The 12,102-nt window shown below is 58.5% G+C and carries 11 protein-coding genes; 1 reads left to right on the forward strand and 10 read right to left on the reverse strand.

Annotation, left to right across the window (positions count from 1 at the left end; genetic code table 11):
• Nucleotides 1-93: 93 nt before the first annotated feature.
• The 10 genes from SSPSH_RS04055 to SSPSH_RS04090 form a co-directional block, all read right to left on the reverse strand.
• Nucleotides 94-432, reverse strand: coding sequence for a hypothetical protein (locus SSPSH_RS04055; RefSeq protein WP_021031390.1), 339 nt, complete (start codon nt 430-432; stop codon nt 94-96).
• Between the two features lie 91 nt (nt 433-523).
• Nucleotides 524-1,522: a hypothetical protein gene (locus SSPSH_RS18305; protein ID WP_021031391.1), complete on the reverse strand. Its 999-nt coding sequence runs from the start codon at nt 1,520-1,522 to the stop codon at nt 524-526.
• Nucleotides 1,523-2,022: 500 nt separating this feature from the next.
• Nucleotides 2,023-2,184, reverse strand: a complete 162-nt coding sequence (locus SSPSH_RS18840) for a hypothetical protein (RefSeq protein ID WP_153802873.1) — start codon at nt 2,182-2,184, stop codon at nt 2,023-2,025.
• A 9-nt stretch (nt 2,185-2,193) separates the two neighbouring features.
• Nucleotides 2,194-2,760: a hypothetical protein gene (locus SSPSH_RS04060; RefSeq protein ID WP_006913838.1), complete on the reverse strand. Its 567-nt coding sequence runs from the start codon at nt 2,758-2,760 to the stop codon at nt 2,194-2,196.
• Between the two features lie 848 nt (nt 2,761-3,608).
• Nucleotides 3,609-3,980, reverse strand: a complete 372-nt coding sequence (locus SSPSH_RS18675) for a hypothetical protein (RefSeq protein ID WP_021031393.1) — start codon at nt 3,978-3,980, stop codon at nt 3,609-3,611.
• A gap of 99 nt (nt 3,981-4,079) precedes the next feature.
• On the reverse strand, nt 4,080-4,520 hold the full coding sequence (locus tag SSPSH_RS04070) for a hypothetical protein (protein WP_021031394.1): 441 nt from the start codon (nt 4,518-4,520) through the stop codon (nt 4,080-4,082).
• A 166-nt stretch (nt 4,521-4,686) separates the two neighbouring features.
• Complete coding sequence (locus tag SSPSH_RS04075) at nt 4,687-5,007, reverse strand: hypothetical protein (RefSeq protein WP_006913841.1); 321 nt, start codon at nt 5,005-5,007, stop codon at nt 4,687-4,689.
• Between the two features lie 266 nt (nt 5,008-5,273).
• Nucleotides 5,274-6,590, reverse strand: coding sequence for a short-chain fatty acid transporter (locus SSPSH_RS04080; RefSeq protein WP_006913842.1), 1,317 nt, complete (start codon nt 6,588-6,590; stop codon nt 5,274-5,276).
• A 48-nt stretch (nt 6,591-6,638) separates the two neighbouring features.
• The gene (gene lhpI, locus SSPSH_RS04085; protein WP_006913843.1) at nt 6,639-7,571 is read right to left on the reverse strand and encodes a bifunctional Delta(1)-pyrroline-2-carboxylate/Delta(1)-piperideine-2-carboxylate reductase; all 933 of its coding nucleotides are present in this window, start codon (nt 7,569-7,571) and stop codon (nt 6,639-6,641) included.
• A 73-nt stretch (nt 7,572-7,644) separates the two neighbouring features.
• A complete protein-coding gene (locus SSPSH_RS04090; protein WP_006913844.1) occupies nt 7,645-11,049 on the reverse strand; it encodes a molybdopterin-dependent oxidoreductase in 3,405 nt (1,134 codons plus the stop codon).
• 105 nt (nt 11,050-11,154) lie between these two features.
• On the opposite strand from SSPSH_RS04090, the gene SSPSH_RS04095 reads away from it, so the two are divergent.
• Nucleotides 11,155-12,069, forward strand: a complete 915-nt coding sequence (locus SSPSH_RS04095) for a LysR family transcriptional regulator (protein ID WP_006913845.1) — start codon at nt 11,155-11,157, stop codon at nt 12,067-12,069.
• Nucleotides 12,070-12,102: the final 33 nt, after the last annotated feature.

Here is a 12,102-nt window from a genome sequence, read left to right on the forward strand (position 1 = left end):
CCCTTTGGTGCTGTCATTCATAACGTATAATGCCCAAGCTCAGTTGCCGGCCGAAGCGCGCCAGCGCTTTGGGTGGTCAACTGCAGCGAACTGTTAGCTTTCACTCGGCCCGTTTTCGAAGCTCGTCAGCACCTCGTTTAGATAAGCTTGGCGATACAGTTCAAAGCGCTCCGACGAGAAAGCTTCTCTTGGGGCTGGGAAGTCCAAGGCCTGCAGGCGTCCGAGTTCGGCAACAAGCATGGACTCAGATTCCAGAAATGTTCTGCCATGCAGATAGTTATAAACGTAAAACTTCGCTAGATGGTCATCATGAACATGCTTATACGAAGGGTTATCCTTTAACTTGGCTCTCACTTCCCGGAGATAGCGTTCGGCATCTTCCGCTCTACGCAAGAACCCTCGGGATATCGATTCTTTATCGTACTTTTTCATGATAGCTAACGCCAACCATGAGGGCCGCATTTGGAGTGGAGCGCGAAGCGCGTAGCGGAAAATGCGTCCCTCTCCATGGTTTTGTTGGGTGTCATTTTATATGAGCCTCATCTTTGGTTAGCTCGTACTGAATTACCTGAATTTGAAGCTCGCTCAGTGAGGCTTCTATATCTGGCGGGATATTCGCTGGGCTTGGTAGGACGAGATGCCTTCGTGCGCTAAAACCACATGAGTGAACAACTAATTGGCCGATTGCCGTGTACAGGTCAGAGCGGCTACTACTGGTTTTTACTTCGTATAACTCAGATAAAATTCCACCTACCTCTAATCCAAGGTCAATCTGTACATTTTTTACAAAGCGCGATTTTTCGTTTAAGCGCTTTTTCTCCCTCCATAATTTCAGTGCCTCAACTACTTCGCCGTGGCGTGAAAGGTAGTCGATTTTCGACTTCCTGCGCCCTTTCCTACGTCCGAATGACTCTGCATAGTAGTCTTCAAACGCACTCAGCTTTCGTTGAAAGTCAGCGGTGGATATCTCGCCGTTTCGGACGGCTATCTTAAACTCGACAATGCTTTCAATATATTGAATGGCTGAGCGAGTTGCGTTTACTCCATTAATGGGCATAACTACAACGCCAAAGCGCTGATTACCTTCTGAGTCCATAGCGGGAGCCAATGTGTGGTTGCTCCATGCTAAAAATGCGGATTTACCAACGCCTTTGGTACCGCCACCAACCCGACCCGAGTGCATTAGATAAACTTGGCCGTCATCTGGGTTACGGGCGAAATAACCAGATACCTGTCTATTTGCACCAGAAAACGGCGTGTTGATCTCTACTGAAATTTGCAACCCGCCAGCTGCCTCGTATACACCGAACCAGTTTAGTTGACGGGGATTTGGCGTTTCTTCCTTAAGTTTGCTGCTCCAGAACCAGTACTCACCGTTCGTATAAACCTTGGCATCGTAAGTTGTACCGCCTGGATAGCCTATGTTTCTGACATCAGGCCTAACGAGGCTCTTCTGGACAGTTGCTTTGAGAGTGGCGTGTGCCTCAGATATTTCTTGCTTTTTTTCAAGAAGGATAAACATTCAGGCACTCCACATAGTCTGGCTCTGATACCCAACGCCGAAGCTCAGTTGCCGCCGGAGCGGCCGCAGGCCGCGGAGGGAACCCAAAACGCGGCAGCGTTTTGGGCGGTAAACTGCAGCGCTATGTTAGATAGCTGTGAGTTAGAATTTAAGGAGTAGCTTTGCGGCGGGGTCTGTTTTTCGGGCTAGGCCCTTCGCGCTTGCAGCAGCACTTTTGTTGGCAACCGCACTCAGGACAAGTGCATACCCACAAACAATTGGGTAACCCCTCGGGACGCCCTGGACTAACGCAATTCTCCAGGTAGAGCCTCGTGCCGCAGTCAGGGCAAGCTGGCTCATTCCCTTCAACCTTGTCACAGTCTGGAACAGCTTTTGAGCCCATTCGAATTTTCCCCTATATCTAACGCCTAAGCTCAGTTGCCGCCGGAGGGGCCGCAGGCCACGGAGGGAACCCAAAGCGCGGCAGCGCTTCGGGCGGTCAACTGCAGCGTATCGTTAGGCTATCGCTTGTTTTTGTCGTTATCTGTGACAAATTTTCTTCGACGCGATCTTTCATCGCTTTCAGTCACAATTCTTCGCTGCCTTGATTCGTCAGGGATCTTCGGCTCAGGAACTTTTGGAGCGGGCTTTTCACCGTTATTATTGCCATCCGATTCGGCCATATCTTCCTCCTACGCTGTTACGACTTTGATGAAATAGATCGAGCACGAAAAACAAGCAACTACAAAAGAGCCGATCAACAGCCAACTCACGAAGCGAAGCAATTTAGCGCGCTTGAGGTTAGTGTTGCTCCCGTAGTCTACAGCCCTATCAATCTCCTCAATAAGGCTAGTCAAAGTATTTGCGTGAATTGTTTCACACTCATCTTTTAATGATTTGTAAGCGTCGTGCGCAAGAATACGCCAACCAGGGCCAATCTTTAGATAGCCCCTTCTACCCGGCAGGGCATACAAGCACAACCCAAAGGCTGCAGCAGAAAGTAGAACTGATAAAACAAATAGCAATATTGAACATGGCCCCGGAGAAGTCTCGACATTGCTATAGATGAAACTGTAGCTGGTAAAAAATGCCCCTAGCAAGGCGGCAGCTACCCACAGATACGTTCTTGCCACCATTATTTGATGGCGGTTGATATCGATATGCTGAGACCAATACTCTTTTGAGGCTTCATCGAGGATATTCGACAGTGAGGCCGAATATTGCTCGTAATCGTAGTAAGGCTTTTTTTCGTCGTTCATTATTTCGCCTAACGCCGAAGCTCAGTTGCCGCCGGAGCGCGAAGCGCGGAGGGAACCCAAAGCGCGATAGCGATTTGGGCGGTCAACTGCAGCGATTCGTTATGCACTAGTAGCGCGCGAACCACGTAGGTGCGTTTACTCTTGAGTCATACGATTCATCGCAAACGAAACCTACAAATTCGCTGGCAGCCTCGTGCGCCGACTTACCTCGCGGAATACGCTCCGCCGCGTAAAACGCATCGTCCATATTTATTAAGGTTCCAGTAGCAGAAAAGATATGCCTCTTCTCTTTCGCGTCGTCCTCTAGAATCCTATTGATCGCGTGGTTGATAAGCGCCGTTTGAACCTCGGTGACGAACTGAAATTTTTCCAAGAAAACTCTGCTTCCATTTCTCCCCCTGTGTATAACGCCCAAGCTCAGTTGCCGCCGGAGCGGCCGAAGGCCGCGGAGGGAACCCGAAACGCGCCAGCGCTTTGGGCGGTCAACTGCAGCGATTTGTTAGAGCTTCAATTTTTCTTTTGCTGTGCGAAGACTAGAAGTTTCCAGCGGATCGGCCCACTTCCCGCGGAATGTTGGTGGTGATTCTGGGGAGGGAAAGGATTCCCCTTATTTGATGCGATCTCATCGCCACATACTTTGCATCGGTAAATGCCCGAGTTGTTGCATGTATCGCCCGGGCTGTATTCAGCGTCGTATTCGTCACTATTCCCTTTTGAAAGATAGCTTCCGTATTTGTATTGAGCCATCACTTCCTCCCTCGTTTATACATCTCTAACGCCCGCAATAAGCGGCGCGAGGAACGAGCGTCCGGCGACCGCAGGGAGCGAACTTAATTGCTTTGTTAGCTTTAATTGACCCGAACACTGAGAGAAATCCCTTTATTTGAAAGAACACTGTTCTGGTCTGCTTCGCTTATAAATGGCGTGTTGCATGGATTATGAACATATTTGATTGAATCCTGTGGATCTACTTGCGAAAGATATTTTTTAATAAGCTCGATAGCCGCATCAAAATTATCCATAGCAGAGTCGCTTGCTGGCTTTGTGCTGTACACCCAGCTACCTGACGGGCTTGAAACACTATCAAGAATGGTTACTTCTGAGTCAAAGCCGCTATCATTCTTGTATATGTCGATGGTGCAACGACGCCCATTGGTTGTCGCGACATCAATGTCATGGACGTCGCGAAACGGCCCGATAGAAATAACGGTGGTTGCCATACTGCTGATCTCCTTCTTGTAAAGCTAACGCCGAAGCTCAGTTGCCGACCGAAGCGCGGCAGCGCTTTGGGCGGTCAACTGCAGCGATTCGTTGGGCGCTCATTCCGTAATATTCTCTGAGCGCTCTTTAAGGGCTTTGAGCTTCTTATTTAGCTTTTCTTTGCTATCTGGGTATTTACGAATATCTTCTAGCCGGGTTAATGCCAGAATCGCGAACATCGCCGCCATGCTAAGTACGCTGAGCTTCAGAAATACCGATAAATTGGAAGCTCCGGTGACGAAGGCGACAACTGGGTCAATAATCAGCGCGATGCAAATTAGCAAGACTAAGAAAAAAACCATCTTAAAACAAAACAACGTCGTTTTCTCAAAGGATGGCGCTACAGCATCAAGCCATTCTTCCTGCTCCGACAAGTCTTTGATTTTACGGCGAAGCGATTTTTTAGTTCGATATTTCCACCAGCGACTTACCAGATAGATGAGTCCCGCAGTTATCAAGCTGACTGCGATTGATCGTAGGTCTTGCGCTGTCAAAAGCATTCTATTGCTCTACTTAGTGCCCAACGCCAAGTATACGGACGAAGCTAGGTATAGCGCTAACGGCACTTTTCGCATAGCAATAAACCAATCTCCACGATATGCGGATCCGGCCGGCTTGGCACGTTCCTATACGAATAGCCAGCTTCGCCGATTAGGTTTTTAGCGTTCACCACTCCGGAATCCCTCGCTCGCTCAACACCACTCGATTCCCCGCCGCGTCAAACCGCGTCAATTCCTGACGCCCGCGACGACAGCGGACGAAGGTGGAATTGATCACATCATTGGACTCGGCGAAGCATTCTTCCTTGGAACGCGGCGCGATGGTGACCCATTGCGGCTGGCTGTTGATCAGCGGCTGCATGGCGGCCTGGCTGACGCCGCTGCTGAAGCTGCCCACGGCTCGGCCGAGCGCGTTGGCGGGATCGGCTTGTGCAGCCGTGGTAGCGCCGGCGAGTAATGCCAGCGCGGCGATGATTGGATAGTTCATGTTCCCCCTCGTCTCGCGCGGCGTGCCGCGCGCTGGGCCGGCGCAGGCGTAGCTGCGAGGCCAAGTAGAGAACATTCCATAAAACCGGGCGCAAAGAAAAGACCCGCGGTAGCGGGCCTTGATTAGTCATTGGTCGCAGATTCGGGGCAAATCAACGCGGGCCAATGGATACGTTTGTTACCGCAACGGGGGCGGCGGGCGTGTTTTTTACGGCGTGCCGCCGGCGGCGCCGCGCCAAACGGCGCGCGCCGCGCAGGCCGGCTGTTTTAGATCAGCAATAGCCCGCCGATGGCCACGCCGGTAACCAGCATGATGACCACACAGAAACCCATGATGTCGCGGGCCTTGAGGCCGGCGATGGCGAGCGCCGGCAGTGCCCAGAAGGGCTGGATCATGTTGGTCCAGGCGTCGCCCCAGGCAAAGCCGGTGATCACGTCGCCGATATCGGCATTCAGCGATTGCGCGGCCTCCATGAGGATGGGACCTTGCACGGCCCACTGGCCGCCGCCGGAGGGAATGAAGATATTGATAAAGCCGGCGGAGAGGAAACTCACGAGTGGCAGCGTGTGAGCGGAGGAGATGCTCACGAAGCCGCTGGCCATGAGGGCCGCGAGGCCGGAGGCTTTCATCATGCCCATGATGCCGGCGTAGAACGGGAACTGGATGAGCACGCCAGCCACGCCGCGTACGGCTTCGTCCAGCGTTTCCAGATAACGCTTCGGGCTGCCGTGCAGGGCCAGGCCCAGAAAGATGAGCACGAAGATCACGATATTTAGGTTCAGCCCGCCGCCGCCCACGGCATAGGTGATGACTGCGGCAAAGCCCAGCGCGGCGCTGATCCAGGCCAACCATTTGGACTGTTCCAGGCGTTCGGCCGGCCGTGTTTCTTCATCAGCTGCCGTCGCAGTCGCGGATTCGTCGGCGAGCTGCTCGGCCTTGACCGTGACCGGGTTCTTGAGGCCACGCATCATGAAGCCGCAGACCACGGGCAGCAGCACGAGGATGACCGCACAGATGATGAGATTGAGCGGGCTGAAAATCGTCTCGCCCGTAGAGATGATGCCGATCTGTTCTTCCAGAAAGTGCCCGGGCGTGGCCACGACCAGCGGTGCGGCGGCCGACAGGCCGGCATGCCAGATGATGAAGCCGGCATAGGCACTGGCCACCAGCAGGCGGTAATCCACGCCTTCCACGCGGCGGGCCATTTCGCGTGCGAGGATCGCGCCGACCACCAGGCCGATGCCCCAATTGAACCAGGTGACGATCAGCGATACGAACGCCACCATGATCACCGCGCGAATCGGCGTGCGGGCGACCGTGGCGATACGCGACACCAGAGTCATGAACAGCGGCGTCTTGGCGACAGTGAAGCCGGTAACAAGCATCAGCGCCATCTGCATGGCGAAGCTGAGCAGGTTCCAGAAGCCGTCCTGCCAGAAGCCGAGCATGGCGACCGGGCCGTGGCCCTGGAAGATCATGCCCGCCGCGAACACGATCAGCGTGATGATCAGTACCAGGATCAGCGGATCCGGTAGATAGCGGTCGAAGACGCGGACACAGCCGCGGGTGAGTGCACTGAACATGATGGAAATCCCCCTTTCCAGAGCCGGTGGGCTCTTATCGATTGAAAATCAGGTCTGGCGTGCTTCGTAGATGAGCGTGGCGCTCGCCAGATCCTCCAGCGCGGTACCGACGGCCTTGAACACGGTGATCTCGTCGTCGTGTTCGCGGCCGGGATTGTCGCCGCGGCACAGGCTGGCCAGATCGGCCTGTATGTCGGCTTCGGCCAGCGCGCCGCTGCGAATCGGTTCGATCAGATCGCCGCTTTCATGCAGGGCGCCGAATACGTCGACGAACACGCGCCCTCGCGCGAACACGTCGTCGTCGGCTTCGCGCATGACCGGCGAAAAACTGCCGATGAGATCGACATGCACACCCGGCTGCAGCCAGGCGCCGCGAATGAGCGGCTCGGTGGACAGCGTGGCCCCCACCACGCAATCCGCCCGGCGCACCGCGGCTTCAAGGTCGGTGGCGACCTGGGCATCGAAACCCTGATCGTTGAGGTCGCGTACGAGGCGATCGGCGTTTGCCCGGGTCGGGTTCCAGACCCGAACGCGCTCGATCGGCCGCACGCTCGCGTAGGCGTCTGCCATGAGCGAGCCGATCCGGCCGGCGCCGAGGATGAGCAGTTCCCGTGCATCTTCGCGGGCGAGATAAGACGCACCGAGTGCCGAGGCCGCGGCGGTACGGCGGGCGGTGATCTGGTCGCCGTCGATCAGCGCGAGATGCTTGCCGGTATCGGCATCGCACAGCAGATAGCTGGCATGCAGTCCGGGCATGCCACGCTTGCCGTTACCGGGAAACACACTCACCACCTTGATGCCCATATAACGCTCGGACCACGCCGGCATGAGCAACAGCGTGCTGTCGTCGGCATTGCCTACGCCATGGTGGTGGTGGCGTTCGGGCGCCTGACAGCCGGCGACAAAGGCATCGCGCAGCGCCGGCACGAGGCGCTCGAAGGGCAGATTGCGGCGGGCGGTTTGGGCATCCAGGTTCAACATCGGGGCATCCACATAAAAAGAGAGCAACAGGTCGCCGCTGGCGGCAATGGCATGATGGCGAAACGCGGCGCGCTCATGCGTCCAGCTCGATCAGCGTGAGCGGTACAGCCTGACAGGTCAGGCAGATATCTTCGTCGAGCGCGCTGGTGTCGACCGCGGTTTGGATACGGCCGGCCACGAGTTTGAGCGCACAGCTTTCACACTGGCCGGCCCGGCAGCCGCTGGGCAGTTCGATGCCCTGGGCGGCGGCGCTGTCGAGAATGGAGTGCTGCTCGGGCGTCCAGGTGAAGCTCACGCCCGAGCGCTTGAGCGTGACCGTCTGCGCCGACAGCCCGGCACGGTCGACCGGCGCGGGCGATGTAAACGCTTCGGAAAAGATCTCGAAATCGAATACGCCGCGCGCGGTAAGCCGTTCGCGTACTTGCGTCATCATCGGTGCCGGCCCGCATAGATAGAAGCGCGCCCGCCGGGCGATCCAGTCCGCCGGGATGAGCCGGTCATCCACATAGCCATCGGCGTCGTAATCGCGCCCGAGGGCGTCGCCGGCCTGCGGTTCGCTATACACATCGACGACTTCAAGGCGTGGCAGCAAGGCCTCGAGCGCTTTCAAACGCGTAGCAAACGCATGCGTTGCGCGGTTGCGATTGGCATGGATCAGATGGATTTCCGGCATGGTTTGCGCATCGGTCGCGGCCAGTGTTTCCAGCAGCGACAGAAACGGCGTGATGCCGATGCCGCCGGCGATGAGCACGATAGGTGCGTCGTGGCGCGTAGGCAGCGTGAAGCGCCCGGCCGGCATACGCGCCTGCACGATATCGCCCTCGCCCAGGGCGTCGTTGATATGCGTGGAAACCTGCCCCGCCGCGTTCTGCGGCGTTTGGGCTAGGCGTTTGACGCTGATGCGATAGCGCGTTGGCGTATCGAGCGCCGCATCCGACAGCGAATAGAAGCGTTCGGCCACGCTGCCATCGGCCAAGGTGAAACGCAGTGGCAGATGCTGGCCCGGTCGAAAACCGGCCAGGGGCGCGTTATCGACCGCTTCCAGATAAACGCTGGCCACAGCATCGCCTTCGCGCTCGATCGCGGCAACCCGAAAATCGCGATAGCCGGTCCAACAGGCGCCGAATGCCAGCGCACGCACATCGCAGCGCGCGCTGCGCAAGGCGATTGCGCCGCTGATGGGATCCCGCGCGTTGCCGTCCATCACGGCATTGAGATTGAAACTGCCGCTACCGGCGATTGGCGCGCCGGGCAGGCCGAGGTCATCACAGGCTTGCCACCAGCCGTAATCTGCCACCACGACGTCATCGGCGAGCGTGTCGTCCACACGGGCGCGCAGGCGTATCGGCCCCCGTTGTCCGTCGAGGGCAACCCACTGGCTGCCGACGATATTGCGCTCGGACGCCGCCACAGCCGATAACGCCACGCGCGGATCGGGCGAGCGCCGGCGCAGGGAACTGATCTGGCGATGCTGCGAATGACAGTAGTAGCCGTCCTTGGCGGTGGTCAGGCGCAGTGGCCAACGGCTATCGGGCGCCGGTGGCCCGCACGCCTGGGGCACGGCCGAATAGCCGTGGCTGTGCAAACGCTCGGAATAGAATTCGACCCGCCGTGTCGGTGTCGCAAACCCGGTCACTTCGCCGCTGGCCGTGGCCCGTGCGTATTTGCGCTCGCTGACGTCGATATCGACAACGCGACCGCCGGGCTCGGCACGCAGCGTGGCCACGTCGAGGCCCAACGGCGCGAGCATGTGGTTCCAGCCGGCCTCGATATCGCCACCGAAGAAATCATCAGCCATGCCCAGGCGGCAGGCCAGGTCCAGCGCCACGTCGTAGTCCGCACGCGATTCGCCACGCGGCGCGACCATGCGCTGGCGCAGTTGTACAAGGCCGGCCGCGCGCGCATCGATCTCGAAACCGGGGCGCAGGCCTTCGCGTTCCCATGGCGTATTGATGGGCAGCAGGATGTCGGCATAGGCATTGGTCGGCGTATGAAACAGGTCGCAATGCACATGAAATTCCAGCGCTTCGAGCGCGCGCTGGCCGCGCTCCACATCCGGCTGTGACGCGAGAAAATTGCCGCCGAAGCCGAACAGCGCGTGCACGCCGTACGGTTTTTCATCGAGTACGGCGTCGTAGACATCGGCCGCGGTGACCCAGCCGGATGCCGGCGGGCCGAGTGGCCGGTCGTCGATGCCGAGTGCCTTGGCGCGCTGGGCGGGTTCCAGCAGCGTGATGTGATTCACGCGGTTGATCGGCAGCGGCCCGTAGATCCGGTTGCCGCCCACGCAATCGAAACTACCGGTGAGCGCATAGAGCGTGGCGATCGCGCGGTCGGTCTGACTGGCGTTCGCATGCTGGCCGATACCAGTCCAGCCGTGATAGCTCACCGCCGTGCCAGCGTCGGCAATCATCTCGGCGGCGCGCAGAATATCGTCCGGCGCCAGGCCGGTGGCCTCAGCCGTGCGGGCAAGCGTCCATTGCTCGCAGGCGTATCGATAATGAGAAAACGCCGGGCGTGCCCGCACGACGCGTCCTGCTGCGAGCGCGATGCCATACCGTCCGTCGAGCGCGGCGTCGCCAGCCAACGCCTCGTCCATGGCCACCGACGTATCCACACATACAGGCTTCGCCTGGGCCTGCGACCAGACCACGAAGCCGGTACGCGCCGCATTCAGTTTTTCCGCACGCAGAAAACGGCCGGTCGCTTCGTTCACGAGAAACGGCGCATTGCTCCAGCGACGCACGAAATCCGTATCGACATGCGCGTCGGCCACCAGCAAACGGGCAAGCCCCATCGCGAGCGCATCGTCGGTGCCGGGTTTGATCTGCAACCACAGGTCGGCCGCCCGGGCATGCGGCGTTGCGCGCGGGTCCACAACCAGCAGTGCGCGCGGCGCGTGATCATCCCCGCCTTCGGCCAGCTTCGACGCCTCGGCCAGCCATACGCTCGACGGATTGTGCCCCCACAGGATACTCAGGCGCGCCTGCGCATAGTCGGGCGCGGGCATGCCGCAGCCAAAGGTGAACTGGTGCGCGACATCCTTGTGCCAGTTGCATAGCTCGGTGGCATAGATCGTGTTCGGGCTGCCGTAACGACGAATGAAGCGCTCCACCCAGTCGATGCTGTCGGACATGGGCGTGCCGCTGGGCGTGGTCACGGAGAAGGCCACGCTTTCCGCGCCGTGCCGATCGCGGTAGTCGGCCAGTTTGTCGGCGATCTCGGTCAGCGCTTCATCCCAGCCGATACGCTGCCAGCCGGGGTCAGCGTCGCTCTTGGGGCGGGTACGCCGCAACGGGTAGAGAATGCGTTCGCGGCTATGCACCAGTTCCGGCGCGGCACGACCCTTGGCACAGGTGGCCTGACCGGTGGGATGCGTAGGGTCAGCCGCAACCGATAGCAGCCGATCGCCGTCCACGGTATTGAGCGTGCCGCAGCGCGAGCGGCACAAAGTGCAATAGCCTGGCACACGACGCATCACCGTTGGCCTGTCCTGCGATCCCCCATACTGGAACCGTACCGGCGTCGCTTCAAAACAATCTAATATGTATTTTCGAGCCCTAGATATAGAAAAAACCTATACATGAAGCTGCAACAGCTGCGCCATTTTCTAGCGGTCGTCGACAGCGGCTCGCTCTCCGAAGCCGCCCAGCGCTGTCATATTTCGCAGCCGTCGATGTCGGCCTCGTTGCATCGGCTGGAAGAAGATGTCGACAAGCAGCTGTTCATCCGCCATGCCCGCGGCCTCACGCCCACCGACAGCGGCCGACGCCTGCAACAGTACGCCACGCGCATCCTGCAAACCGTCGAAGAGGCCCGTCTTAACCTCGACAACGAACCGGCCAACCTTACCGGACGCCTGCGGGTGGGCGTGACCGAAACCATCTCGGCTTATCTGTTGCCGCGCCTGCTGCGCTGGCAACAAACCATGCTGCCCGAGCTGTCGGTGACCTATATCGAAGACGATATCGCCGGCATGCAGCGACGGGTGAAAAACGGCGAACTCGACCTGGGCGTGATGGTCACCGACAACATCGCAGCCGACCCAGCCTTGCGCTGCGACGTGCTCTTTTCATCACCGCGTCGGCTGTGGCTGAGCCCGGGCCATCCGCTGCTACAGCAAGACAAGATCTCGCTTGTCGACGTCGCTGCGTATCCCTTCGTATTACTTGAGATGGACGAACACATCAGCACCTGGTCGCGCTATTGGCAGGCCAGCCCGGTACGGCCGGAGGTCGTTTTCCAGAGCCACTCTATCGAAGCGGTACGTAGCATGGTCGGACGCAATGTCGGCATCACCATTCTGTCCGACATGGTGTTCCGCCCGTGGACGCTCGACGGCGAACACCTCTCCCGGCGCACGCTCGACGCCGAGGTGCCCGGTATGGATATCGGCGTGCTTCGTGTCGATGCCAGCGACAGCACCGAGATTCAGGCCTTCGTGGACATGCTCTACCACCACCTGCGGCGCGACGCATTGCTGGAACAGCAGCGCTAGGCCGCCAAACGCCGCGCCGGCTACCTGTCGTAG

The sequence above is a fragment of the Salinisphaera shabanensis E1L3A genome, assembly GCF_000215955.2.
Classification (GTDB): domain Bacteria; phylum Pseudomonadota; class Gammaproteobacteria; order Nevskiales; family Salinisphaeraceae; genus Salinisphaera; species Salinisphaera shabanensis.

Coding starts and splice junctions, on each gene's coding strand:
- SSPSH_RS04055 (WP_021031390.1), bottom strand. CDS start 432: ATGAAAAAGTACGATAAAGAATCGATATCCCGAGGGTTCTTGCGTAGA.
- SSPSH_RS18305 (WP_021031391.1), bottom strand. CDS start 1,522: ATGTTTATCCTTCTTGAAAAAAAGCAAGAAATATCTGAGGCACACGCC.
- SSPSH_RS18840 (WP_153802873.1), bottom strand. CDS start 2,184: ATGGCCGAATCGGATGGCAATAATAACGGTGAAAAGCCCGCTCCAAAA.
- SSPSH_RS04060 (WP_006913838.1), bottom strand. CDS start 2,760: ATGAACGACGAAAAAAAGCCTTACTACGATTACGAGCAATATTCGGCC.
- SSPSH_RS18675 (WP_021031393.1), bottom strand. CDS start 3,980: ATGGCAACCACCGTTATTTCTATCGGGCCGTTTCGCGACGTCCATGAC.
- SSPSH_RS04070 (WP_021031394.1), bottom strand. CDS start 4,520: ATGCTTTTGACAGCGCAAGACCTACGATCAATCGCAGTCAGCTTGATA.
- SSPSH_RS04075 (WP_006913841.1), bottom strand. CDS start 5,007: ATGAACTATCCAATCATCGCCGCGCTGGCATTACTCGCCGGCGCTACC.
- SSPSH_RS04080 (WP_006913842.1), bottom strand. CDS start 6,590: ATGTTCAGTGCACTCACCCGCGGCTGTGTCCGCGTCTTCGACCGCTAT.
- lhpI (WP_006913843.1), bottom strand. CDS start 7,571: ATGTTGAACCTGGATGCCCAAACCGCCCGCCGCAATCTGCCCTTCGAG.
- SSPSH_RS04090 (WP_006913844.1), bottom strand. CDS start 11,049: ATGCGTCGTGTGCCAGGCTATTGCACTTTGTGCCGCTCGCGCTGCGGC.
- SSPSH_RS04095 (WP_006913845.1), top strand. CDS start 11,155: ATGAAGCTGCAACAGCTGCGCCATTTTCTAGCGGTCGTCGACAGCGGC.